A 25078-nucleotide genomic window follows, 5' to 3' on the forward strand; every position below is an offset into this window, starting at 1 on the left:
ATCATATGCTACGAACGAAAGATAAAAAATTTGGAGGTGTCTGCAACATGCAAGGAAAAGATCATTGTGATGGGAAAGAACTAATTTGTATAAATGTCGACAAGGTGTACGACTGGATTGTGAAAGAAAATTCGTTTGATTTTGCACTTCCAACGGGACCAATTGCTTTTACTCCAACGGGTTCAGTACCAACTTCAGCAACTGCAGGACTGCTTACTGGTGCGACAGTTACATGTGAAGTGAGCCCTGCTATGGCGTTTCCAATCGAGATTCTAAGTCGTGAGAATCGCCCGTTTTGTATTGATGGAAAGACTGTTCTTCTTCAACAGCTTCACATTCGTAAGAACTTTGTGGTAACAATTGTCGTGACTTTAACAAACGGAACGGTGCTGAGAAGTGCGGCTATTCCGCTTACCCGTTGTGAACAAGTTACCTTATGTGCACCTGAAGGAACAGACGTTGTAATTACGTATACGGATCTAGACTGTTTCGTGTGTTCTCCTGGGACACTCACTGTACCAACGGGTACTGCTGCTGGTTCAATCGTAATTACTGGCTTAAATCTCTCTGTAGCTACTTGCCAAAGCATTCAATCGACATTCCCGGTAACTGTTGAATTTTTAGCTGATTACTGTGAACCAAGAGATGATTTACCAACTGCGTGCCCTCCACCATTGCGCCCGCAACAATGCTCTGTTGTTTTCCCTGATACCGGACATTGCTGCCACTAATGTCGGCTAATGGTGATAACGAGTAAGCCTCAAACATATAATGAAGGGAGGATATTCCTCCCTTCATTTTTTTGTAACGTCAAAAAATATAAGCTCATGAATAACCTTATTAAGCCAATTAGGGCTCTGCTGTCACCTAAAGGCTCGGTAATAGTCGAGTTTTCTAATGGAAAAGGGGTAGAGAATAATGAGTAATAATCACAAAGATTTGGAAACAAAGATTACGCAGCTTCAGCATCAAACAAAATCATATGTATATGAAATTAAAAAGCTGGTAGATGAGCTCAATGATTCCGCCAGAATGAATATAATTAGCTATTTTACTTATTCATTAAACATTTCTCATGATCCTGAACAGGAGAGCTTATGCCTAGGAACTTACCATGTACATAATATGGGGAATCAGCCAATCACAAATCCTTATTTGTGTATAAAAATTCCTGAAGAATCTCCATTTTCATTTTCCGGACGATATGTTTATGAAAACTTCAAACAGTCATTGAAGAATGCCGGTGGATGGGAACGAATAAATGATAAAACGAATCAAGAGGAATTTTGGCTAAAACCTTTGGGTAAAACATCCCTTGAACCTAATGAGACCATTTCATTTTCAAACTTCCAGATAAAATGGTTACCAGTAGAATCATATGCAGGTACTATTATGGGATTTACGTATAGTGATCAACTAAAAGATGGAATAGCCGTGATTAATCCCATCAATCTCAATGGAACTGTACGTGTAGAGGGGGTAGAGAATGAGTAAAACAGATGAAATAGAATTAATAATGAAGCATATAATACGTCAAATTATGAAAGATCAGTTTAACGAACAAACAGAAGATAAACAGGAAAACAACAATAGTTTTGTCTATTTAGAGAAAAGCACATTGAATATGTTGATTATGTATATGTTGATGAATGGTGAGCGTCGGCCTGATAAAGAGGCAAAAGGAGATTCTGACGTGAAGATTTTAGAGGAACTTGAACAGGCAATTATGGCCAACAAAGAGGACTTTGAGGAAATCATCACTCTACTTAAAGAAAGAATCTAAATTCATTTGATACAGCCTTTTGCTTGGAAAATAGCTGCGATAGGAGGGAATGACGTGAATAGTGAGAACGTCAAAAATAACGATCCCTTACAACTTCAACAAATAATCATCTTTTTAAAGGCGGAATTAGCTAAATATAAATACGAAGTTAAAAAGTATCAAGATAGCTATCACTATTCATTAGTAGAAAACCTTGAGCAAGAAAATATACAATTGACTAACGAAAAAAAAGAACTGGCTGAGGAGTTAGTTAAGTTAAATCAAGAATTTGAAAAAAGGGCTATCGATTATAAAGGATCTGTCCAATTGCAAGGATTACAAGGGAAAAGATACATCACTTCTATTGATTCCTTTCAGAAAACAAAAACAGATCTACTACCAATTAGCAAACAGCTAGCTGAAGTTATTAATAAATTGAAAGACGGAGCTAATACCGATCAACATAGATACAAAAAACATGACAGGCAAGTTACATCTCTTCATAAAAAACTTGCTAATAATAAAACGACTATAGAACAGCTCGAATACAAGCTTGGTGATCTCATTCAAGAAACAAATAAACAAGTACACTCCCAACTGGAGAAGTTAGACATAGCCAACAAAGAGCGTACCCAGTCCGAGAAAGTGAGACAACGATTACTAATAGAAATAGAAGAAAAAAATAATACTATAGGAAAACTCCAACATGAAATATCGAATTTAAAAGAACAAAATGAAAAGCATACTGTGGCTGTTGCAATAGAAGAAAAAAGTCTAACTAATAAAACGACTATAGAGCAGCTCGAATATAAGCTTGTTGATCTCATTCAAGAAGCAAATAAACAAGTACACTCGCAACTGGAGAAGTTAGACATAGCCAACAAAGAGCATACCCAGTCCGAGAAAGTGAGACAACGATTACTAATAGAAATAGAAGAAAAAAATAATACTATAGGAAAACTCCAACATGAAATATCGAATTTAAAAGAACAAAATGAAAAGCATACTGTGGCTGTTGCAATAGAAGAAAAAAATCTAACTAATAAAACGATTATAGCTCAGCTCGAATATAAGCTTGTTGATCTCATTCAAGAAGAAAATAAACAAGTACACTCGCAACTGGAGAAGTTAGCCATAGCTAATAAAGAGCATACCCAGTTCGAAAAAGTGAGACAACAATACCTACTAGAACTAGAAGAAAAAAATACGACTATTGGAAAACTCCAACATGAAATAGTGAATTTAAAAGAACAACATGAAAAGCACATTGATGCTATTGCAATAGAAGAAAAAAATCTAACTAATAAAACGACTATAGAGCAGCTTGAATATAAGCTCGTGGATCTCATTCAAGGAGAAAATAAACAAGTACACACGCAACTGGAGAAGTTAGCCATAGCCAACAAAGAGCATACCCAGTTCGAAAAGGTGAGACGGCGATTACTAAAAGAACTAGAAGAAAAAAATACTGCTATAGGAAAACTCCAGCATGAAATAGCGGATTTAAAAGAACAACATGAAAAGCATAATGAAGCTTTTACAATGCTAGAAATAAAATTGAACCAGAAGAATGATAGTCAAGCAGGGATGGACTATCATTCTTCTACACCTACTATTGATACTGAAACACTTATCTACTTAGACCATCAAATAAAAGAGGTAGTAGCCAAAACGTTGGATTACGAAGAGAAATTAGATGCGAAGTTGCTTGTTGTTAATAATTTGGAACAGAAATTAGATCAACTTACTGATGAAATTGACGGAATAAAGATTTTTAGTATAGAGGGGAGGGTTTTAAAAGAATTTTGACGATTATTGGTGTGTAATAGGATGGTAGCGAGTAAAGTAGATTGCATTTTGGTGTTCTCTATTTACCTGAAACTCAATAGGATTACCCATAAGGCTCAACCTTTTCTCGAAAAGTTCTGAGCCTTTTTTGTTATGTTCTATTATAGAGTATGGACATAGCGACAATTAAGCTATCACTAATCCGTCTTTTGTAAAAGTAACACCCGCAAAAAAAATGAACCCCCTTTGTTAATCCTTAATCTAAGCGTTTACATTTCGTCACAATTGACCTATCATACTTGTATACAAGTATATCGGGCATCAAGTGGGGAAGTGAAATCATGAGTGAATACAAGGAATTACTATATCCTGAAAAATGGATTGCGAACGCTTCCATGGGAGCGCGTTTAGCGTGCGAGCTTAGAATGCGGATTATTTCTGGCATGATAGAAAAGGGTACTGTTTTATCGGAAAATAAATTAGCGTTGGAATTTGAAGTAAGTCGTTCTCCTATCCGGGAAGCACTAAAAGTATTGGCATCAGAAAATATTATTCGATTAGAAAGAATGGGAGCGGTTGTAGTTGGGTTAACCGAGAAGGATATCGAGGAAATTTACGATGTTCGTTTACTGATAGAAACCTTCGTTTATGAACGGATTGTTAAAATAGATACAAGTGAATTAGTGAAAGAACTAAGTAAAATACTTGAATTGATGGAAGTCGCCATTAAATACGGAGATGCAGATGAATTTTCTTATCAAGATGTTTTATTTCATGAAACGATTATTCGTTCAATTGACCATTCATACATCATGTTGATTTGGAATAATACGAAACCTGTTATGGAAAGTTTAATACTTTTATCGATGCGAATGCGTTTAGAGAAGAAATACGATGATTTTTCACGTGTATTGAAAAATCATGAAATCTACATTGAAGCCATAAAAATAAAGGATAGAGATATCATGATTCAAGCATTGCATCAAAACTTTGATGATGTTCAAGATAAAGTGGCAGACCTTTGGATGTCCCAACAAATGCTCGAAAAAGGAAGGGAGCGATAACTATGACGAACTATATGCTAGGTGTAGATATTGGTACAACGAGTACTAAAGCAGTTCTATTTACAGAAAAAGGTGAAATTATTCAACAGGAGAATATCGGTTATCCTCTTTACACACCAGATATTTCGACAGCTGAACAGAATCCAGAGGAAATATATCAAGCTGTATTACAAGCAATTTCAACCATAATGGGGAAATCTCAAATCTCTTCGGAAAAGTTATTGTTCATTTCATTTAGTAGTGCGATGCATAGCGTTATTGTAATGGATGAAAATGATGAGCCCCTAACGCAGTGTATCACCTGGGCAGATAATCGAAGTGAAGCTTGGACACGTAAAATAAAAGAAGAGTTAAATGGGCATGAGGTATACAAACGGACTGGAACACCTATTCACCCAATGTCCCCTTTAAGTAAAATTGCTTGGATTGTGCATGATCGTCCTGAAATAGCGACAAAGGCTAAAAAATATATAGGCATTAAAGAATATATTTTCAAGAAATTATTTGGTCGGTATGTTGTAGATCATTCTTTGGCTTCAGCAATGGGGATGATGAATCTGGAAAGATTGAATTGGGATGAAGAAGCATTGGAGATAGCGGGTGTCACGCCGGAGCAGCTATCTGAACTTGTACCGACAACCGAGATTTTTAATAATTGTAACGTAGGAATAGCGAGTAAGCTTGGCATTGATCCACAAACTGTATTTGTCATTGGCGCAAGTGATGGAGTGCTTTCTAATATAGGTGTGAATGCAATTGGTAAGGGTGAAGTAGCGGTAACGATTGGGACAAGTGGTGCAATCCGAACAGTCATTGACCGTCCTCAAACCGATGAGAAAGGACGGATATTTTGCTATGCATTAACTGAGAAACATTGGGTCATTGGTGGGCCAGTAAACAATGGTGGAATGGTACTTCGATGGATTAGAGATGAATTTGCATCATCAGAAGTAGAAACAGCAAAAAGACTAGGGATTGATCCATATGAAGTGTTAACGAAGATTGCTGAACGTGTAAGACCGGGATCAGATGGATTGTTATTTCATCCATACCTAGCGGGTGAACGTGCACCGTTGTGGAATCCTGACGTGCGCGGCTCATTTTTCGGTTTAACAATGACACATAAAAAAGAACATATGATTCGGGCGGCTCTTGAAGGTGTGATTTATAATCTGTACACAGTATTTTTAGCACTAATTGAAGTCATGGATGAACCAGTTATCCGAATTCAAGCAACTGGTGGCTTTGCAAGGTCTGATTTATGGCGCCAAATGATGGCCGACATATTCGATTTGGAAGTAATTGTCCCGGAAAGTTATGAAAGTTCATGTCTAGGTGTTTGCATCTTAGGGCTTTACGCTACGGGGGAAATTGAATCATTTGACGTGGTATCTGAAATGATTGGCAGTACTTATAAGCACACACCTATGGATTCTAATGTGCAAGAATATAGAAAACTATTACCGATATTCATTAATTTATCCAGAGTATTGGAAAAGGAATACACAAGCATCGCAGATTATCAGAGAAGCTTAAGTAAAGAGTAACAAAAAAGTTTGACCCTAAAAGAAAAAATGTAACACGGACGGTGCTTGAAACGATTATTTCGGAGAAAAAAAAGACTATTAATTAGGTTTGAGAAAAGTTGTAGGGCATGTCATTTCCATCTTTAATTAAGTAATAAAAAATGATCTTTCATGAGTTCACATTGAACTTACGAAAGATCATTTTTTATTGTTTATTGCATATCAAAGCTGCCCTATTGAACGAAGAAGAGATGGTGGAGCCAAAAACAAAAACGTGAAGTCCGCTAGCCCCAAACATCCCATGTAGCCTCCAGGGACCATTGCCACAATTCTAGCGCACTCTGTATTTTATTCCAGACTGGAAATAGGCATAGGTGAAAATCGCTGCCAACAAACCAATACGTTTTCCGAATATAGAGTTAGTGACAGCTAGATTTGAATTATCTAGAACTTCTTTCATATCTACTAAAGTGTCTTGTCTTGTCATGGGAATAAAAAAATCTTTAACATGGAAAGCGACATGATCTATGTGCAGAATCGTCGTATGCGTTATTTGGAAATTGTCTAAACTTACTTGTCCTCTTTCTATCGACTTCTTTGTTTGATAAGCAAATAGATAAAGTAAGGTGCCCCTATTACGGCTGTCCATACACCTGCAGGCACTTCAATCGGTGCAAAGGCAACACGAGCAATCCAGTCTGCAACAACAACGAGAATTGCTCCAATGATTGCGGATAAACCTACCATTGAACCAAAGGTAGGGCCGACAATTCTTTTTGCAATATGTGGTGCGATTAACCCAACAAACCCAATACCGCCGGCAAAAGAAACGGAGGCACCCGTCAAGGCGGCACAAAGTAAAAGGAAAATAATTCGGTTCTTTTGAACTGGGGATCCAGCACTTTTCGCCAAATCATCACCAAGTTCTAAAACGTTCATTTCCCTCGTCATGGCAAGCGTGATGAAAAAAAGAATAGTAATCCATATCGCAATCATTCGAACTTCAGTCCAATTTGAACCGTAGATACTTCCAGTGATCCAAATATTCGCTTGGCTCGCCTGATGGATTGGTCCAACAAGCATAAGTACGGTTGTTCCAGCATGCATAAATGCTGAAATTCCAATCCCTATAAGTAACATTCGGAAGGGGGCAATGCCGTTTTTCCAAGATAACGTGAACACAATCGCGGCTGTAATCATCGCACCACCGAAAGCAAATAACGGCATCCAATCTTGACTCACTGTTAGCGCATTACTTTCATTTGAAAACAATGCTAGAAATAATACAACTGCAAATGAAGCTCCTGCCGTAATCCCAATGATATCTGGGGAACCAAGAGGATTTCTAGATACACTTTGCAAAATGGCGCCCGCTGTCGCTAAGCCGATTCCAACTAAAATGGCCATCATAATACGAGGTAGCCGAAATTCAAAGATAATCGTTTGATCAAAAGACTCACCAATACCCAAAATAACTTTTAAGACATTTAAAGGTGAAATGAAAAACTCACCAGAACTCATCGATAGAATAGCTACTAACCCTAAAAGCAACGTTGCAATCATCGTTGTAAACAAAGATTTCTTATCTAAAATAAACGAAGCAACATTTCCTATTCGAACTGTCACTTTATTTTTCATGCCCCAAATCTCCTTCTTGCCACATAAATAAAGAATGGAACACCGATTAATGCAGTCATGACTCCAACCGGCACTTCCTTGGGCATTATAATGTATCGGGCTGCAATATCAGATACGAGTAAGAGAATTCCACCGTATAATGCACAAAATGGAAATACCCACTGGTGTTGGATCCCGATGAATGATCGAACGATATGAGGAATAATGATTCCGATGAAGCCGATAGGACCCGCAATTGCTACAGAAATACCTGCTAATACAACTACAATAAGAGAAAAAACAAATTTTAATAGCACTACATTCTGACCTAATCCAGACGCAACATCGTCACCCATTGCTAGTAGGTTCATTTGCTTCGCCAAAACAAAGGCTACCAGCAATCCAATCACCATATAAGGCAATCCTGTAATTAATAGACCGATAGGCCGATTGGCTACGGAACCTGCGAGCCAAAATAATACTTGATCGAGTGCTGTTTCGTTAATTGTTAGGAATCCTTGTGTCATGGATGAGAATAAAGCGGAAACTGCTGCTCCTGCTAATATAAGCTTCATTGGCGTTAACCCTTCTCTGCCAATACTACTTAAAACAAAGACAATCCCGAAGGAAACGGCCGCTCCGACTAATCCGAACATCATATAAGATTGGAGGCTTTGTACTTGGAAGAACACAACCCCAATTACGACAAAGAAAACAGCACCAGCATTAATACCTAGAATACTTGGAGAGGCTAATGGATTTTTCGTTATGGATTGCATAATTGCACCTGAAGTGGCTAAACAAGCTCCAACAGCTGCAGCAATTAATGCACGTGGTAAGCGTACATTTTGAATGACAAGATGTTCAGTTGATCCGTCATTTTCTTTAAATGCGGAAAAGGCAGTGGACCAGCTTGTATCTGTATAGCCGTATACAATACTAGAAAAAAAACAAAGAATGAAAACTAAACTACTTACGATAAGAGCAATCCACTTACCCCTTGATGTATGTATCATGACTTCCTCACTTCATTGAGAATTATTTTCAATTCACTGTTGACATGAAATATATTAGCATATAGCATACTAAGTGTAAATGATTTTCATTCTCAATTAACAGGAGGAAATAATGTACATGCGAAAAATATCATCCCTCATACTTATTATGAGTATTCTTGTATTAGCGGCTTGTGGGGCTACTAAGGAGTCAAAAGATTCAGGTGAAAGTGCACAACCAGCTGATGTAGAAACATATACTGTCGATCATGCAATGGGAAGTACAGATGTAAAAGGAACACCAAAACGCATTGTAATCTTAACAAACGAAGGTGCTGAAGCCCTTCTATCAATGGGAATTCAACCTGTAGGTGCAGTTCAATCACCCGCTGAGAAAATTTGGTATGATCATATGGACATGACAGGTACTGAATCTGTGGGTATTGAATCAGAACCAAGTTTAGAAAAGATAGCATCTTTAAAACCAGATCTGATCATTGGGAATAAAATGCGTCACGAAGCAGTTTACGAACAGTTAAGCAAAATTGCCCCAACTGTTTTTGCAGAAACGCTTCGCGGGGATTGGCAGGAAAACTTTAAATTATATGCGAAAGCAGTAAATCAAGAAGAAAAAGGTAACGAGGTATTAGGTGCATACAATAATCGCGTTGAAACAATCAAGACTGAATTAGGGGATCAAACAAATAAAAAAATATCAATGGTTCGCTTTATGGCGGGAGATGTACGCATTTACCATAAAGATTCCTTCTCGGGTGTGATTCTAGATCAACTTGGATTTGCGCGCGCAGATGGACAAGATGTGGACGATTTTGCTGAAAAAGGCCTCACGAAAGAACGTATTCCAGCTATGGATGGCGATGTGCTCTTTTACTTCACTTATGAAACTGGAGATAACGAAGCAACGAAGCTTACAAACGACTGGATTGAGGATCCATTATTTAAAAATCTAAATGTCGCGAAAAGTGGAAACGTCTCACAAGTAAATGACATCATTTGGAACACTGCTGGTGGTGTATTAGCAGCGAACTTAATGCTGGATGATATTGAGGAGTATTTCTTGAAAAAGTAATTTAAATGGAATGAAATAATAAAAAGATGAAAACAGAAAACAGCCCGATGATGCGATATTTACTCGCTTCACTGGGCTGTTTTTTTATACATAATTTACTGTTCAGCTGCGTCTTCTTTAGGATACTTTATCACAAACGACGTTTTGGTGTTCTGATGTGGCCGAACTGCAAAAAAACTAACTAGTAAATCGTAAGCATACAAATTAAATAAAAAAGGTATGTATGGTAGGAGCCCAAACATACCTTGAAGTATCATTAATTATCCGGCTACTGGAACATCGTGATTAATAATACGATGGCTCCAAGCAGGATTGAAATCCATGCCAATGCTTTTTGTGGAGAAGCTAAACAGACTAAGCCTAAAACGAGTGCGCCACCACCTAACCAATAAGGAGCATAAAAGAACCCTATAGCCGCTAAAATTATTGCTAACCAACCAATCCAGATGCCCAAGGAAGTTTTCAAGTCAATGACCTCCCTTCAATTTGATGGGAACAACAACTGAGTAAACGGTTCGTTCGTTATTGTTCTTATAGTTTATTATATGCAGGGTTACAGAGGGGACAGTGGTTAATGGACTCATTATTAATATTATTATTATGTGCATTTAGCTCACTTAGGATGGGGGAGCAAGAGCGGCGGGTTACGCAATCAATTCTGGAAAAGGATCAATTGACAGAAGTGACTTATTGGTACCTTGATTGACCTATTTAAGCTAAGAGGGACGTAAGAATTTAAATGAAGGATGGCGAAAGGCTGTTTAGCAACTATGTTGTTTAAAGTGACAAGCAATAGTCTGAATCTGTGAAATAAATTAATTACTTTCCAAAAAGGTGTTGCTAATTTTCCAACAATGATGTAAAGTCTGTAATAACGTAACTAAGCAAATCCAATTTAATAGTTTTTCTTATCTAGAGAGGTATAGGGACTGGCCCGATGACACCTCAGCAACCGCCATTTTATGGCATGGTGCTAATTCCAGCAAGTTGATAACACGACTTGGTAGATGAGGAGAAGACTTATTCAGATTTAGAGTCTACTTCCTTTATTCAACATAGGAAGAGGCTCTTTTTATTTTAATTAATTTTCCCATTAAGTAACATATTTTGAAGAATGATGAAGAGAGTTTCCGGAACGGGACTTTGGGAAAGTGAAAGGAGCAAGTGATAGTCGTGAATTTACTAGATACTATGAAAGAACGAATTTTGATCGGTGATGGTGCAATGGGAACTCTACTTTATTCACACGGTGTGGATCTTTGTTTTGAAGAGCTGAACTTGACACATCCAGATCAAGTGCTTCGCATCCACCAAGCCTATATAGAGGCAGGTGCGGATATTATTCAAACTAATACGTATGGTGCGAATTATATCAAGTTAGCACGTCATGGGTTAGAGGACAGTGTAAAAAAGATAAATAAAGCCGCAGTTCAAATTGCGAAAAAAGCAGCGGGTAAAAATACGTTCGTCCTTGGAACTATCGGGGGTATTCATGGATCTCGAACATCCATTGGAACAAAGGATGAAATCAAGCGCAGTTTTAGGGAACAACTATATTGCTTACTTCTTGAGGGAGTGGACGGCCTACTTTTAGAAACTTATTACGATTTTGATGAATTAACAACCGTGCTCAAAATTGCACGTGAGGAGACAGATATCCCGATTATTACGAATGTTTCAATGCATGAGGCGGGGGTGCTCCAAAATGGGATAGAGCTCATAGATGCCTTACAGCAGTTGGAGGATTTAGGTGCAGATATAGTAGGCATTAACTGTCGCCTTGGCCCTCACCATATGCTGAAGTCTCTAGAAACTGTGCCGTTGATGAAGCGTGCTTTACTTTCGGTGTATCCGAATGCTAGTTATCCAGGATATAAGGATGGGAAACTTTTTTACGAAAATGAGCCTGAATATTTCGAGAAGTTCGCACTGAGTTTTCGGAAGGCAGGAGTTAGTTTAATAGGAGGATGTTGTGGGACGACGCCAGAACATATTAGGGCCCTAGTGAAAGGACTTACAATTCGGGAACCAATTCAAGAAAAGCTTGTTAAGAAGAAGGAGGTAAAGACAGAGGTTGTGGAGTCTGAATTGAAGGAATCTCAACCCCCAACATTGCTTGAAACAGTGAGAAAAAGACATTCGATAATTGTTGAACTTGATGCGCCCAAACATTTAAACACGGGCAAGTTCTTTGAGGGGGCTCAGGCGTTAAAGGATGCAGGCGTGGATGCCATTACACTGGCTGATAATTCCTTAGCGACGCCAAGAATTTGCAACGCTTCAATGGCTTCACTTGTTAAACAAAAGATTGGTGCAACACCTTTGGTCCATATTACATGCCGAGATCGCAATCTAATTGGATTACAGTCACATCTCATGGGATTACACACACTGGGTATTACTGAATTGCTAGCGATTACGGGGGACCCTACGAAAATTGGTGATTTCCCCGGAGCAACATCCGTTTTCGATGTGACATCCTTTGAATTGATTCAACTCATAAAGCAATTCAATGAGGGCATTTCAAAGTCTGGAAAGTCATTGCAACAGAAAACATCCTTTACTGTGGCAGCGGCCTTTAATCCGAACGTGCGTCATTTAGATCGTGCTGTGGAGAGATTAGAGAAAAAAATAGAAGCGGGAGCCGACTATTTTATTACCCAGCCTATCTATAGCACGGAGAAGATAATTGAAGTATACGAGGCAACAAAACATATTGAGACGCCAATTTACATCGGAATTATGCCGCTGACTTCATCGCAAAACGCCGAATTTCTACACAATGAGGTACCAGGCATTAAGTTGACGGATCAAGTACGTGCAAGAATGGCTTTATCTGATGGTAATCGTGAGCAGTCTACGAAAGAAGGTTTAGAGGTTTCGAAAGAATTGATCGATGTGGCGCTGGAGCATTTTCATGGCATCTATTTAATCACTCCCTTTATGCGCTATGACATGACTGTGAATTTGACGGAGTATATACACGGTAAAGTGGACGTGATTGTAGCAAGGGAGGTGGTCCAAACCGAGAGTATCGTGTATTAAAACAGGTTGAAAAAATACAATAAAAAATAAAGGGGCTAACATACAATGGTAAAAGTACAAAGTTCAACTAGTGGATATCCAAGAATCGGTGGAAAACGTGAATGGAAAAGGGCGTTGGAAAGTTTTTGGAATGGGGCAACATCAGAAGAACAGCTACTGAAAACAACGGAAACGCTTCGTTTAGAAAGTCTACAGAAACAAAAAGAATTCGGTGTTGATCTAATTCCGGTTGGAGATTTTTCATTATACGACCATGTGCTGGACACATCTATTATGTTTGGTGTCGTACCAAAACGCTTCGAGTATGCGGGTGGTAAAGTACCTTTGGAAACATACTTTGCAATTGCGCGTGGAACTAAAGATGCGGTTGCCTCAGAGATGACAAAATGGTTTAATACAAATTATCACTATATTGTTCCGGAACTAGAAGGTGTAACGCCGCAATTAGTAGAGAACCGCCCGCTCGCTTTTTATAAGGAAGCAAAAGAAAAGCTGGGTATTGATGGCAAGCCGGTTATCCTAGGCCCAGTTACATATATTAAACTGGCAAAATCTTTTGGCGAAGAGAATTTTTCTACTTTATTGCAACAGTTTACGCCGTTGTACATTGAAGTATTGAAAGAGCTTGTAGTGGCAGGCGTTGAGTGGGTTCAGATTGATGAGCCGATTCTTACAAGTAAGTTGACAGAAGAGGATTTCCAACATGTGCAACAGGCATACGCAGCAATTCATGAAGCAGTGCCACAATTAAAGATTATCCTACAAACTTATTTTGAAAAAGTAGCTAATTATGAAGCGGTTGTTGCGCTGCCGGTACACGGATTTGGTTTAGACTTTGTTCATGGCGATTCGCTTGAATTGCTACAAAAATATGGTTTCCCTCAAGACAAAGTACTTGCGGCGGGTGTCATTGATGGTAGAAATGTGTGGAGAGCGGATCTGGATAAAAAAGTAACACTATTAGAAGAAATTCAGTTACATGTTGATAAAAGCCGTTTGATTGTTCAACCTTCCTCTTCACTTCTTCATGTTCCTGTCAGTACGGAAACTGAAGAGAAATTGGATCCAATTATTAAAGGCGGTCTGTCATTCGCTGATCAGAAGCTTGCTGAAATTGTGCTCCTTAGTCGGGGGATTCACGATGGCACTGAAACGATTGCGACAGGACTTGAGGAGAGCAGAAATGCACTTGCACGTCTAAATAACTCGAAGTATCGGCAAAACGTTGAAGTGAAAGAAACGATTGAAAATCTAACTGAGCAAGATGTAAATCGCTCATTGCCATTTGCGAAACGAATTATCGAGCAGCAAAAACGTTTTAATTTGCCTCTTCTGCCGACAACGACAATCGGGAGTTTACCGCAGACGCCAGAAGTAAGACAGACAAGATCTAAATGGCGTAAAGGAGAAATTACAAACGAGGCCTACGAGCAATTTATCAAAGATCAGATTGACAAATGGATTGAAATTCAAGAAGACATCGGCATTGATGTTTTGGTCCATGGTGAATTTGAAAGAACAGATATGGTTGAATACTTCGGTGAAAAGTTCGAAGGATTTGCAGTATCACAGTTTGGCTGGGTTCAGTCTTATGGTTCTCGTTGCGTCAAGCCACCACTCATTTTAGGTGATGTTGCGTTTAGTGAACCAATTACTGTGAAAGAAAGTGTCTATGCTCAAACGTTAACGACGAAGCCTGTAAAAGGTATGCTGACGGGCCCTGTAACGATTTTGAATTGGTCCTTTGTCCGAGATGACATTCCACGTTTCGACGTATTGAACCAAATTGCATTTGCACTTCGTAAAGAAATTGAAGAGCTTGAAAAGAACGGTATTCGCATGATTCAGGTAGATGAACCTGCGCTTCGAGAAGGTTTACCGTTGGATCAAGATAAACGTGAAAGTTACTTAGATGCTGCTGTCTATGCATTCAAATTGGCAACTTCTTCTGTTGAAAATGACACGCAAATTCATACGCATATGTGTTACTCGGAATTCAGCGGTATTATCAAATCCATTAGCGCGCTGGATGCAGATGTTATTTCAATCGAAACGTCAAGAAGTCATGGCGAAATTATCGCTGCATTTGAGAACAATACGTATGATAAAGAAATTGGCTTAGGCGTTTATGACATCCACAGTCCACGTGTTCCAAGCAAGGAAGAAATGAAACAAAATATTAATCGTGCACTCAAAACAATTAATCCAAAACAATTTTGGATTAACCCGGATTGTGGCTTGAAAACAAGAAAAGAAGAAGAGACAATTGGCGCTTTGAAAATCATGGTTGAAGCGGCGAAAGAAGTTAGAGAAAGTCAATTGGCTACGCTTAAGAATTAATTACTTAAGTTGAAATAAAGATTTCTTTCAAATCCGCTTAGGCTACGCCAGTAAGGCACCATTGCTTTGTTATTACATGTATTCATATGTTCACAATAAAAAAGGTATCTTCCCGTACATTAATGACGGGGAGATACCTTTTTATTGTGGTCGGGGGATTATTGGTCTGCGAAGTATATGCTCGGTTGGTGAGGGATATGATCGGTTGCGTGAAGTATATGCTCGGTTGGTGGGGGATATGATTGGTCGTGTGAAGTATATGCTCGGTTGTCGGGATATATGATTGGTCGGGTGAAGTATATGCTCGGTTTGCGGAGGATATGATTGGTCGCGCGGAGTATATGCTCGGTTGTCGTAGGATATAAATGGTCGTATGAAGGATATGCTCGGTTTGCGTGGTATATGATTGGTCGTGTGAAGGATATGCTCAGTTTGCGTGGTATATGATTGGTCGGGTGCAGGATATGCTCGGTTGGCGAGGGATATGATTGGTCGGGCGAAGTATATGCTCGGTTGTCGGAGGATATAATCGGTCGTGTGAAGGATATGCTCGGTTTGCGAAGGATATGATTGGTCGCGCAAAGGATATGCTCGGTTACGCAGGAAAATATGATGAGCTTAGGTCAGCATTTTTACTTTTGCCATGTGTGGTATCCTTTCGTATACTATGGCACTTTGAAGTGCGTACTACCTAATTTGATTTACTTGTGTATAATTAGTATAGGAAGCTGAATTACAATCACAATCATATATAATAGAGGAGTTTTACATCATGGCAATTAAAGTTAAGGCAATTATCGGTAGTACAAGTTCAACTTCATTCAACTTAAAAATAGTTGAACATATGAGAAGTCGTTATGCAGATCAATTAGACATTACACCTGTCTTTATCAATGATCTTGATATGTTTTCAATTGATATAGAAAGCAACCCATCTGCAAACGTAGTTGATTTTAAAAATAATGTAAAAGATTCAGATGCTGTATTATTTGCAGTTCCTGAATATAACTTCTCTATTCCAGGCGCAATGAAAAATGCAATCGACTGGTTATCACGTGGTGGAGATTTCACACTTAAAAACAAACCTGGCTTCATCGTAGGATCATCTATGGGAGCATTCGGAAGTATCCGTGCGCAACTCCACTTAAGAGAAATTCTGTCAAATCCGGCGTTAGCTCCTATCTTACTGCCAGGTAACGAAGTATACATCGGTTCAGTTCATGAGAAAATGAACGAAGCTGGTGAACTTACTGATAAAGCTACGATCGATTTCTTGGATTCAGTAGTATTTAACTTTATTGAGTTCTATAACAAAACAAATACTACAGTTAAAGCTTAAGAAATCTCCTGATCATCAAAAACAGACACTCCCTGGAGAGTGTCTGTTTTTGATTTATCCATTATAGTGCGTCGCTGGTATTCTGGCTAATTCTTTTCTTTTCAATATGTGTGGCATGACCGGTGCCCCATTCGTGCATAATTGCTAAGATGGGCTGTAAGCTTTTTCCGTAATCCGAGATAGAATACTCAACTTTCGGGGGGACCTGTGGATAGATGACTCTGTTAATAATATCTTCATCTTCCAATTCCCTTAATTGCTTGGTCAACATTTTTTGGGTAATCCCTGGCATTAATCTTTTTAATTCACTAAACCTCTGTGTTCCTTCAGTAAATAAATGCAGTAAAATGATTGGTTTCCATTTACCTACCAAGATACCTAAAGCTTCGTCAACTTTACATAGTTCAGGCTTTATCCCCATAATAACCTCCATTAGTATCTTTTTGTATACTATAGCACTTTCAAGTGTGTACTTCACATTTTGGTGAATTTATTCCATAATAACATATATAGTGATCCATTACTATTCGGTAAAATTTAGCTATATATGCTGAACAAATGAACAGCTTTCTAAACTTAGCGAAAGCACCTTACAAGGGGCAGCCGAAGCATGTCTTAGGACGGGGCACTCCTTAGCACCGTAGCAAATACAATGGGATCTTTTAATTCAACATATATATCCAAAACAGAAGGAGGAATTTAATATGAATAATAAATCGGTCTTTTCAAGGGGAATCAGAAGTGTAAGGGATGTCGTTTATCAGGAACACTCGCCAACTCATAAAGTAGGATTGGTAATTGAACCGGGAAATTGGGAAGAAGTCGATCCATTTCTATTGATGGCTGAAGACTTTTTCGTGCGTGGAACATTTGGCATGCATCCGCACCGTGGTATTGAAACAGTTACGTACGTCATTGATGGGACGCTAGAACACTTTGACAATAAGACTGGGGGAGGAGAACTACATCCAGGAGACGTTCAATGGATGACAGCGGGTAAAGGAATCATTCATACAGAGGATCCGGCTGTTGGGGAAACGGTTCAATCCCTGCAACTGTGGGTCAATCTTCCAAGTGATAAAAAAATGACGGAACCGCGTTACCAGAACATGCGTGCACAAGATATGTCGGTCCGTCATGAAGACGGCGCTACGATACGTGTCTTTTCCGGTTCTTCGGAAGGTGTTACGGCTGACACGAAAAATCACGTGCCTGTTACGATGGTTGAATTGATCATTGAACCCGGTACCACTGTTACACAGGACCTTCCCGGCAGTTACAATGGATTTCTGTATATAATAGAAGGAATAGGGACATTTGGCAGTGAAAGCGTGGAGGGGAAGAAGGGGCAGGTTCTCTGGTTGGAACGTGGAACAGATGAAGAACAAACTGAAGTGAAGATTCACGCAGAAGAGAAACTGCATATCATGTTATATGCAGGTAAGCCTGTCGGAGAAAAAGTAGTAGCTCGCGGCCCGTTTGTGATGAATTCAGAAGAAGAGATTATGCAGGCCTATAAAGATTACAGAGAAGGAAGATTCGAGTGAACATGTACCAGTGAATTTAGTGCGGAATCACAAAGTATGAAATATTCTAATAGATTTGATATGATTTTAAGTGAAATAAGAAAATGGGAGTTGCTGATATGGGAAGTAAGATAGAGCAGGTAGCGAGTTTTAAAGAAGCAATGGGGAATTACCCGACGGGAGTCACTGTCGTTACAGCATTTGATGCAGATAAAAAACCGATGGGATTAACGGTCAATTCATTTGCATCGGTATCATTAGAGCCTTTACTAATTTTATGGTCCATTGATAAAAGAGTATCCACTTATAGTGACTTTCTAGATGCTGAAAAATTTTCGGTGAATATTTTGGCAGCAGATCAAAGTGAGTTATGTACGTTATTCTCGAGCAGGGTTGCTGATCGATTTAGTCAATGTGATTGGAAAGAATCGGATTTAAACCTACCAGTACTTTCAAATTCGCTTGCGGTTTTACAATGTAAGACGGTGCAACAAATTGAAGCTGGAGATCATACGATATTAATAGGCGAAGTATTAGATATTCAGAATGAAAGTAAAGAACCTCTTCTGTATCACCGTAGAACTATAGGTGCAATTCCAGAAGAATTTTATAGCTGACAGTGTCTATACAATCTTCAGTGTAGAAAGGCGTGTCATCAGTTTAATCTACTGATGACACGCCTTTTTTTCTTGAAAAAGAGGCTCTGTAAAAGTTTAATGTTGATATAGGAAAAAATTAGAACTTCCAATTATCCAGAAGTTCTAATTCGTAGTACAGTCTTCTTATACTAAGGTACCCATTTGTGGAAAATAATTGTTAGGGATAAATTTCTTCTTTTTTGCTATAAATTTCATAAGCAAAATAGCCAACTAATAAACCTATCCCAGGTCCCCAAGCAATTGCAGATAGTAAGGGAATTAGGGAAAATATGTTTAAAAGTACAGCAATAGCGAATCCAATCATCATTCCGAATGGTATAAAACTATCTAATAAATTTTGAGCACTTTTTGACTTTTTCTTACCAAGCGTGCCTTTCTTATACTTATGTTTCATTCTTAGAATTACAAATACTGCAATTCCACCCACTATTACAATGGGTAGTAAAATACGCACAAATTCCAAAGTTGAGCCCATATTATAATCCCTCCTTTCTTTTGCTTTTGAATTGATTCAATTTTAACATAGTTTATTCCATTAAATGGTCCGTTAGTTGAATAAGAACTACTTTTTATAGTGCGAATCCTATATATGTTGACATAAAGAATCCACTCAACAACGCTCGGCTACCCCTATGAGGCGCCTTCGCTGGAGATTATATAGAACCATTAGTTCAACATATATAGGTGCATCATAGGTTTCTGTATTTTGTGTTAGATTTCCTCTGATAATCAAGTCATTCAAAGTGACTTCATTTCTCTGATATTGGCTACTTTCTAATACTTGAAACCAAGTGAGATAGTTGTTCAAATATTTAGTTGCAGATCACCTGGAATAGTGTCTAGCCCCACGAGCCATTGCCGCAGAACATCGCGATCTTAGCCTGCCTACTTCCTTTGATTGAATTATGCCTGTTGCATCTTAAAGGGCATCTTGCGCTTTTCTCAAGCCAAGGATACAACGTTCTTGCGGACCGCCTTACTGGAGATGGCTAGCACTAGAACTAGGCCCGCCGCCATTAATGCGCCATCGAGTAGAAGTGGCAAGCCCCAGCTGCCGGTGTTATCTCGAATGACTCCGGAGACGACAGGTGAGAGAACTGCTCCGATTTCTCCAATCAAATTGAGCATTCCAAACATGGATCCTCTGCTTTTTTCGGGCGTCAAATCGGAAGCCAGAGCATGTGCCACCGGTTGCAATGCAAAAAAGAATAATCCGGAGACAAACAAAATGACAGACATAACGATGGGGTTGTTATTGCCCATCATGACATAGACTGCAAATATAAAAATAGTTACAGTCAGTACAGCGGTTAGTACAGCAAGGACGTTACGTCGCCCATTTGGACGATTGGCCACTATGTCAGAAATTTTGCCGCCAAGAGGAAAACCAATGATTCCAGCCAAACCATTAAACGATGCAATCAAAGCGGCAGCCATTAATGCACCGCCACCGAAATCTTTGACGATAGAGACGGACCAAAATCCGTAAAACCATAGATGCCACATGATAGGGATAAAGAACAAGTACAATAAGAAGAGATTCTTATTCGCTATTAACGGTTTTATTTCAGACTTCTTCGTTGTGTATAAATAAAGTATTAAGAGCGGACAAAGTGCAACAAGAATGACCGCAATCGCGATAGAGGACAGACCTAGTTTGACGGAAAAGTAATAGATGCCCATCACTATGACAAGAAAAACGGCTGAGTACATGGACATGTACAATAGCCCTTTGCCAAACTGTGCTTTAATACCAGGTGAAGTTAAATCTACAGAAGCACTTGAATCGTTTTTGGGCTTCATATATTTAAATAGTAGGAGTGCAATAATGAGTGTAATTGTTCCGGTCACGAAAAAAGGAAAGCGCCAAGCCCCTTCACCCATAAATGGTTCTGCGACTGTAATAAGATAAGGGACGCCAAGTGTGCCCGCTGTCAGACCAACAGATAATCCGGTAAGCGCCACACCCATTCCTAATCCAACTTTTTCAGGAGGTGTATGATAGGCAATATAAGAGCGGTCATTCGAATAAAAAACGCCTTCGCCTAGCCCGAGTAGGACTCGGAAAAGAATAAATGCAACAAGGCCTCCCACCAAACCCGTTAATAAAGTGGCGATTCCAGCCCAAACAATACTTAAAATGATAATAGCACGATAGCCAAACCTGTCCCCAAAGTAGCCACCAGGAAATTGCATTAACATAAAACCGGCAAAAAATAAACTACCAATCAATCCGCCAATTCCATGGGGGTTTGCCACGTCTGCAAAAAAAGAAACTTCATTTTCAATCATATATGTAATGATCGGCCCAGTTGCAACCCGGTCAACGTAAGAAACAAACCAACCTAAAAATAACAAGCCCCAAATCGTATGATATCTTTGCAAACCTTCCTTTTTCATTTCTCACACTTCCAATTCTATTGTTAATAAAACAAAATGCCCCTCCACTGTGTTAGTAGAGAGGCATTCGAGAGAAAATACCCTCTCATTTTCCAAAGCATAGTGCTTTGCAGGAATTAGCACCTTATCAACATGATTGTTGAATGGTTGCCGGGTTTCATAGGGCCAGCCCCTCCACCGCTCTTCATAAGAGTTTTATTAGCCTATTTAATTTGTAAAGGTTACTGCCAAACGTCTTGCGCGATAGTTACAACATGACGAACTTTTTCCCATTGTTGTTCTTCAGTTAACTGATTACCTTCTTCTGTTGATGCGAAGCCACATTGTGGGCTTAAGCATAGTTGATCTAAAGGAACATACTTTGAGGCCTCTGCTATTCTTGCTTTAAGCTGTTCAGGGGCCTCTAATTCGCCGAATTTAGAGGTGATCAAGCCTAATACGACGAAAAGGTCAGGGCGATTGACATGGCGCAACGGTTCAAAACTGCCGGAGCGTTCGTCGTCAAACTCAAGGAAAAGACCGTCAACATCTAATCCGCCGAAAATTGTTTCGGATACATCCTCGTAGCCACCACTAGAAAAATAGGTCGATTTGAAGTTGCCGCGGCAAATATGCATCGTCACGAGCAAGTCGGCAGGCCTTTTCGCGATGGATTCATTGATGGCACGTGCCGATAGTTGTACAAGTTTGTCAGGATTTTGCCCCTTCGCTTTCAATGTTTCCCTTCCTTCTTCCGATAAGAAGGAAGCCCAAGACGTGTCATCGATTTGAAGATAACGACATCCCTCATCGTACAGTGCTTGAATTACGTCTTGATAGGCTGTAACCAAGTCATCAAATAACTCTTCGTCATTTGCATAGATGCCTTCTTCGAATGTCGCTCTGTGAATCAGCATATTCGGGCTTGGAATCGTGAATTTTGCGACTGCATCACCTGCGATACTTTTCAGGAACTTGAAGTGTTCAATCATGTAATGGTCGCTAAACCCAATTTTTCCTGTCACTCTAATGCCGTGTGCTTTCGTTACAACACCATTGAATTGGAGTCCTTTATCTGTTTCGAAAAACTCAACGCCGTCAAAGCCAGAAAGGAAGTCAAAATGCCACCATTTACGGCGGAATTCTCCGTCCGTCACAGAATTAAGTCCAGCTTCTTTTTGCTTTTCGACGAGCTTTGTAATTTCTTCGTCTTCGATTGTGCGTAATTCCTCGGCAGTGATATCACCGGTTTCTCTTTGCAAACGCGCCTGCTTTAGGCGTTCTGGTCTTAAAAAGCTCCCGACGTGATCTGCTTTAAATGGTGCTTTCGTCAAAGTTTGTTCGGCTATAGGTTTTGTCAATTTAAATTCCTTCTTTCCAATATAATAATGTTTTCTTTAATGGTACTTAATTAGGTATGGCAACTTTTTCACTTGTTTTAATCAAGGCTTGATCAAAATCGGCAATCAAGTCATCGACATGCTCGAGTCCAACAGAAAAACGTAGCAGACCATCGGTAATACCACGTTTCTCCCGTTGTTCTTTAGGCATGGCGGCATGGGACATCGTTGCAGGATAGGAGAGAATTGATTCAACTCCGCCTAGACTTACTGCGAAAACGGGTATCCGAACGTTTTCAACAAAGGCCTTTGCTGCATCTCTGTTTGGCAAACGGAAAGATAAGACAGCGCCTGGACTTGTCGATTGTTTCGAGTGGATTGCGTGTCCTGGATGACTTGCTAACCCTGGATAAAACACCTCATCTACTAACGGGTGGTCGTTCAAGTACGAGGCTATTTTACTCGCCGATTCGGATGACTGTGTTAAACGGGCACCAAGCGTTTTAATTCCTTGAATTAACGCGTAAGAATCTTGTGCGCCTAGAATAGAGCCGAAAGAGTTTTGAATGAATGCCAATCGATTGCCAAGTTCTTCACCCTTTGTAACCGCTAGCCCAGCAATGATATCGCTATGCCCCGATAAAAACTTGGTAGCACTATGAACAACGATATCAACTCCAAGATCTAGTGGGCGCTGGTAAAGTGGCGACATGAATGTGTTGTCGAGAAACGTCAGACAGTCATTCAATTTTGCAAGTTCAACAATCGCTTCAATATCTGTAATGCCCAAACGCGGGTTGGATGGTGTTTCAATATAGATTACTTTTGTATTTGGACGGATTGCACGTGCGGTTTCATCTACATTCACTAGATCTACAAATGTATGGTCGATACCGAATTTCGGTAATACCTCGGTTACGAATCGGTATGTGCCGCCGTAGACATCTTCGGTAACCACGATATGGTCACCCGAAGAAAGGAGCATAAATGTAGCTGAGATGGCAGCCATTCCGGAAGCGAAGGCCAATCCGCGCGAACCGCCTTCTAGTGAGGCAATCGTTTTTTCCAACGCATCCCTCGTTGGATTGCCCGAACGGCTATAATCATACGGCCCGAATGCATCGAAGCTTTCCTGATGGAACGTTGAAGATAAGTAGATAGGAACGTTGACAGCACCTGTTTTTTGTTCGTAATCTCCGCGGGTCGAAGCATGGATAATAGTCGTTTCCAACCGTTCTTTATTCAAACTCATCGTTGTAGCACCCCGCTATTCAAAGTTGCAAACACTTGCTTCAAATCTGCGATCAAATCGTCAGCCTCTTCGACTCCGACAGAGAAACGTAAAAGTCGGTCGCAGACGCCACGTCGTATTCGTTCTTCACGAGGAATATCGGCATGTGTTTGCGTTGCAGGGTAAGTGATGAAACTTTCCACTCCACCAAGACTTTCCGCAAATGTAATGAGCTGCAGATTTTCAAGGAATGGCCCGACCGATTCACTATCGTTCAGCCGAAATGATAGCATTCCACCTTTTCCTGGATAGAGAACGTCCGTAACAAGTGGTTCATCTTTCAAATAATTGACGATTATTTTCGCGTTTTCATCATGCTGTTTCATTCTTAAATGCAGTGTTTTCAGCCCTCTGATGATTAGCCAAGAATCGGAAGGGGAGAGGACTGCGCCGATAGCATTATGGTTGGCGGCAAGTTGTTCGCAAAGTTTTTCACCTTTTGCAACGACAAGTCCCGCGAGGACATCGTTATGTCCACCGATATATTTCGTTGCGCTGTGCATGACAATGTCAGCCCCGAATTCAATCGGTCTCTGGAAATAAGGCGTTAAAAATGTATTGTCGACAATCAACAGTAAATCATGCTTTTGAGCCAGTTCTGCATACTGCCGAATATCAAATTCTTGCATGAGTGGATTGGTCGGTGTTTCTATGAAGAGCGCTTTTGTCTTCGAAGTGATCAACTTTTCGGTCTCGTTCACATCGGCGAAACTCGTATACGTTGTACCGATTGAATAAACGTCGGAATACTGTTCGAGCAAGCGATATGTGCCACCGTAAATATCTTCTGGGACAATCAATTCATCTCCAGGACGGAACAGCGTTAAGATAAGCTGAATCGCCGCCATACCAGAACTGCATGCATACCCTGCATCACCGCTCTCTAAGTTTGCAATTCCATCTTCCAATATGGAGCGGGTTGGATTTTTTGTCCGTGTGTAGTCGTAGCCAGTCGATTGACCGAGCCCCTTATGTTTGTACGCAGTTGATAAATAAATCGGAGGGTTGACAGCGCCCGTCTTCGGATCACTGTTGTTGCCTAATTGGACTAGGATTGTATTCAAACTTTGTTTTGTCATTGTAGTCACCCTTTTCTTTTAGATTACAAAAGGGGACCCTCTATAAGAAGAGGGTCCCCGAAATATCGTAGACTATCTTCTTATCTTCTAGGGAAATGAACACCTAAAGGAATTAGCACCGTACCTGAACAGGCTGGTTGCTGAGACGTCATAGGGCCAATCCCTCGGTCTCTCTTGATAAGAATCAAATTATGGAATTATGTGAAAAGAACAATTTCAATAACTTTATCATGACATG

The 25078-nt window shown here is 39.7% G+C and carries 21 protein-coding genes, 1 pseudogene and 3 riboswitches; of the genes and pseudogenes, 12 read left to right on the plus strand and 10 right to left on the minus strand.

The genetic code is table 11. From position 1 onward, the window contains the following. Nucleotides 1-47: 47 nt before the first annotated feature. The 6 genes from MKY15_RS10270 to gntK all read left to right on the plus strand — a co-directional run bounded on the left by MKY15_RS10270 (nt 48) and on the right by gntK (nt 6161). A complete protein-coding gene (locus MKY15_RS10270) occupies nt 48-731 on the plus strand; it encodes a hypothetical protein (RefSeq protein ID WP_067205457.1) in 684 nt (227 codons plus the stop codon). 187 nt (nt 732-918) lie between these two features. Beyond that, entirely contained in the window at nt 919-1494 is a 576-nt protein-coding gene (locus MKY15_RS10275) for a hypothetical protein (protein WP_067205459.1), read from the plus strand. Beyond that, a complete protein-coding gene (locus MKY15_RS10280) occupies nt 1487-1783 on the plus strand; it encodes a hypothetical protein (protein WP_067205462.1) in 297 nt (98 codons plus the stop codon). The genes MKY15_RS10275 and MKY15_RS10280 overlap by 8 nt, the downstream gene beginning before the upstream one ends. A 54-nt stretch (nt 1784-1837) precedes the next feature. Next, entirely contained in the window at nt 1838-3571 is a 1734-nt protein-coding gene (locus MKY15_RS10285; RefSeq protein ID WP_342539627.1) for a hypothetical protein, read from the plus strand. Between the two features lie 320 nt (nt 3572-3891). After that, nucleotides 3892-4614, plus strand: a complete 723-nt coding sequence (locus MKY15_RS10290) for a GntR family transcriptional regulator (protein ID WP_067205466.1) — start codon at nt 3892-3894, stop codon at nt 4612-4614. A 2-nt stretch (nt 4615-4616) separates the two neighbouring features. Then, a complete protein-coding gene (gntK, locus tag MKY15_RS10295) occupies nt 4617-6161 on the plus strand; it encodes a gluconokinase (protein ID WP_342539628.1) in 1545 nt (514 codons plus the stop codon). A gap of 564 nt (nt 6162-6725) precedes the next feature. Here the strand turns inward: gntK and MKY15_RS10300 are convergent. Both MKY15_RS10300 and MKY15_RS10305 read right to left on the minus strand, forming a co-directional pair. Beyond that, nucleotides 6726-7778, minus strand: a complete 1053-nt coding sequence (locus MKY15_RS10300) for an iron ABC transporter permease (RefSeq protein ID WP_187046579.1) — start codon at nt 7776-7778, stop codon at nt 6726-6728. Further along, a complete protein-coding gene (locus MKY15_RS10305; RefSeq protein WP_067205474.1) occupies nt 7775-8773 on the minus strand; it encodes an iron ABC transporter permease in 999 nt (332 codons plus the stop codon). Before MKY15_RS10305 ends, MKY15_RS10300 begins: the two co-directional genes overlap by 4 nt. 112 nt (nt 8774-8885) lie before the next feature. Here MKY15_RS10305 and MKY15_RS10310 point away from each other — a divergent pair, with 112 nt between their 5' ends. After that, nucleotides 8886-9842, plus strand: a complete 957-nt coding sequence (locus MKY15_RS10310; protein WP_067205476.1) for an iron-siderophore ABC transporter substrate-binding protein — start codon at nt 8886-8888, stop codon at nt 9840-9842. A gap of 268 nt (nt 9843-10110) precedes the next feature. Here the strand turns inward: MKY15_RS10310 and MKY15_RS10315 are convergent, their stop codons facing one another. Then, complete coding sequence (locus MKY15_RS10315) at nt 10111-10308, minus strand: hypothetical protein (RefSeq protein ID WP_197485359.1); 198 nt, start codon at nt 10306-10308, stop codon at nt 10111-10113. Between the two features lie 439 nt (nt 10309-10747). Further along, nucleotides 10748-10856, plus strand: a riboswitch (SAM riboswitch). A 159-nt stretch (nt 10857-11015) separates the two neighbouring features. Between MKY15_RS10315 and MKY15_RS10320 the strand changes: the two genes are divergently transcribed. The 3 genes from MKY15_RS10320 (at nt 11016) to MKY15_RS10330 (ending at nt 16566) form a co-directional block, all read left to right on the plus strand. Beyond that, nucleotides 11016-12887: a bifunctional homocysteine S-methyltransferase/methylenetetrahydrofolate reductase gene (locus MKY15_RS10320; RefSeq protein WP_340741361.1), complete on the plus strand. Its 1872-nt coding sequence runs from the start codon at nt 11016-11018 to the stop codon at nt 12885-12887. Between the two features lie 45 nt (nt 12888-12932). Beyond that, nucleotides 12933-15227 carry a 5-methyltetrahydropteroyltriglutamate--homocysteine S-methyltransferase gene (gene metE / locus MKY15_RS10325; RefSeq protein ID WP_067205484.1) on the plus strand — a complete coding sequence of 765 codons (2295 nt, stop codon included), beginning with the start codon at nt 12933-12935 and terminating at the stop codon, nt 15225-15227. A gap of 772 nt (nt 15228-15999) precedes the next feature. Then, nucleotides 16000-16566 (plus strand): NADPH-dependent FMN reductase, encoded by a 567-nt coding sequence (locus MKY15_RS10330; protein ID WP_082786472.1) that lies wholly within the window; start codon nt 16000-16002, stop codon nt 16564-16566. Between the two features lie 61 nt (nt 16567-16627). On the opposite strand, the gene MKY15_RS10335 is transcribed toward MKY15_RS10330, so the two are convergent. After that, the gene (locus MKY15_RS10335; protein ID WP_187046581.1) at nt 16628-16987 is read right to left on the minus strand and encodes a winged helix-turn-helix transcriptional regulator; all 360 of its coding nucleotides are present in this window, start codon (nt 16985-16987) and stop codon (nt 16628-16630) included. 283 nt (nt 16988-17270) lie between these two features. On the opposite strand from MKY15_RS10335, the gene MKY15_RS10340 reads away from it, so the two are divergent. Then, nucleotides 17271-18113, plus strand: a complete 843-nt coding sequence (locus tag MKY15_RS10340; protein WP_067205490.1) for a pirin family protein — start codon at nt 17271-17273, stop codon at nt 18111-18113. Nucleotides 18114-18211: 98 nt separating this feature from the next. Continuing rightward, nucleotides 18212-18709 carry a flavin reductase family protein gene (locus MKY15_RS10345; protein ID WP_255428568.1) on the plus strand — a complete coding sequence of 166 codons (498 nt, stop codon included), beginning with the start codon at nt 18212-18214 and terminating at the stop codon, nt 18707-18709. A 199-nt stretch (nt 18710-18908) separates the two neighbouring features. Here the strand turns inward: MKY15_RS10345 and MKY15_RS10350 are convergent, their stop codons facing one another. The 6 genes and pseudogenes from MKY15_RS10350 to MKY15_RS10375 form a co-directional block, all read right to left on the minus strand. Next, nucleotides 18909-19226, minus strand: a complete 318-nt coding sequence (locus tag MKY15_RS10350) for a hypothetical protein (protein ID WP_342539632.1) — start codon at nt 19224-19226, stop codon at nt 18909-18911. A 135-nt stretch (nt 19227-19361) separates the two neighbouring features. Further along, nucleotides 19362-19571 (minus strand): annotated as a pseudogene (locus MKY15_RS10355) (hypothetical protein); the annotation flags it as partial. Nucleotides 19572-19693: 122 nt separating this feature from the next. Continuing rightward, entirely contained in the window at nt 19694-21151 is a 1458-nt protein-coding gene (locus MKY15_RS10360) for an MFS transporter (protein ID WP_342539633.1), read from the minus strand. Between the two features lie 82 nt (nt 21152-21233). Next, nucleotides 21234-21344: riboswitch (SAM riboswitch) on the minus strand. A gap of 28 nt (nt 21345-21372) precedes the next feature. Then, on the minus strand, nt 21373-22491 hold the full coding sequence (locus MKY15_RS10365) for a 5-methyltetrahydropteroyltriglutamate--homocysteine S-methyltransferase (protein ID WP_342539634.1): 1119 nt from the start codon (nt 22489-22491) through the stop codon (nt 21373-21375). Nucleotides 22492-22537: 46 nt separating this feature from the next. Beyond that, nucleotides 22538-23722: a cystathionine beta-lyase gene (metC, locus tag MKY15_RS10370; protein WP_067205499.1), complete on the minus strand. Its 1185-nt coding sequence runs from the start codon at nt 23720-23722 to the stop codon at nt 22538-22540. After that, a complete protein-coding gene (locus MKY15_RS10375; protein ID WP_340741365.1) occupies nt 23719-24840 on the minus strand; it encodes a methionine biosynthesis PLP-dependent protein in 1122 nt (373 codons plus the stop codon). Before MKY15_RS10375 ends, metC begins: the two co-directional genes overlap by 4 nt. A 77-nt stretch (nt 24841-24917) precedes the next feature. Then, nucleotides 24918-25024, minus strand: a riboswitch (SAM riboswitch). Nucleotides 25025-25078: the final 54 nt, after the last annotated feature.

It is taken from the genome of Sporosarcina sp. FSL K6-1540, from assembly GCF_038620285.1.
GTDB lineage: Bacteria > Bacillota > Bacilli > Bacillales_A > Planococcaceae > Sporosarcina > Sporosarcina psychrophila.

What these genes read in the sequence shown, in the direction of transcription:
- MKY15_RS10305 (WP_067205474.1), bottom strand. Translation starts at nt 8,773, where the DNA reads ATGATACATACATCAAGGGGTAAGTGGATTGCTCTTATCGTAAGTAGT.
- MKY15_RS10340 (WP_067205490.1), top strand. Translation starts at nt 17,271, where the DNA reads ATGAATAATAAATCGGTCTTTTCAAGGGGAATCAGAAGTGTAAGGGAT.
- metE (WP_067205484.1), top strand. Translation starts at nt 12,933, where the DNA reads ATGGTAAAAGTACAAAGTTCAACTAGTGGATATCCAAGAATCGGTGGA.
- MKY15_RS10345 (WP_255428568.1), top strand. Translation starts at nt 18,212, where the DNA reads ATGGGAAGTAAGATAGAGCAGGTAGCGAGTTTTAAAGAAGCAATGGGG.
- MKY15_RS10280 (WP_067205462.1), top strand. Translation starts at nt 1,487, where the DNA reads ATGAGTAAAACAGATGAAATAGAATTAATAATGAAGCATATAATACGT.
- metC (WP_067205499.1), bottom strand. Translation starts at nt 23,722, where the DNA reads ATGAGTTTGAATAAAGAACGGTTGGAAACGACTATTATCCATGCTTCG.
- MKY15_RS10310 (WP_067205476.1), top strand. Translation starts at nt 8,886, where the DNA reads ATGTACATGCGAAAAATATCATCCCTCATACTTATTATGAGTATTCTT.
- MKY15_RS10350 (WP_342539632.1), bottom strand. Translation starts at nt 19,226, where the DNA reads ATGGGCTCAACTTTGGAATTTGTGCGTATTTTACTACCCATTGTAATA.
- MKY15_RS10300 (WP_187046579.1), bottom strand. Translation starts at nt 7,778, where the DNA reads ATGAAAAATAAAGTGACAGTTCGAATAGGAAATGTTGCTTCGTTTATT.
- MKY15_RS10290 (WP_067205466.1), top strand. Translation starts at nt 3,892, where the DNA reads ATGAGTGAATACAAGGAATTACTATATCCTGAAAAATGGATTGCGAAC.
- MKY15_RS10275 (WP_067205459.1), top strand. Translation starts at nt 919, where the DNA reads ATGAGTAATAATCACAAAGATTTGGAAACAAAGATTACGCAGCTTCAG.
- MKY15_RS10360 (WP_342539633.1), bottom strand. Translation starts at nt 21,151, where the DNA reads ATGAAAAAGGAAGGTTTGCAAAGATATCATACGATTTGGGGCTTGTTA.
- MKY15_RS10375 (WP_340741365.1), bottom strand. Translation starts at nt 24,840, where the DNA reads ATGACAAAACAAAGTTTGAATACAATCCTAGTCCAATTAGGCAACAAC.
- MKY15_RS10335 (WP_187046581.1), bottom strand. Translation starts at nt 16,987, where the DNA reads ATGGGGATAAAGCCTGAACTATGTAAAGTTGACGAAGCTTTAGGTATC.
- MKY15_RS10330 (WP_082786472.1), top strand. Translation starts at nt 16,000, where the DNA reads ATGGCAATTAAAGTTAAGGCAATTATCGGTAGTACAAGTTCAACTTCA.
- MKY15_RS10270 (WP_067205457.1), top strand. Translation starts at nt 48, where the DNA reads ATGCAAGGAAAAGATCATTGTGATGGGAAAGAACTAATTTGTATAAAT.
- gntK (WP_342539628.1), top strand. Translation starts at nt 4,617, where the DNA reads ATGACGAACTATATGCTAGGTGTAGATATTGGTACAACGAGTACTAAA.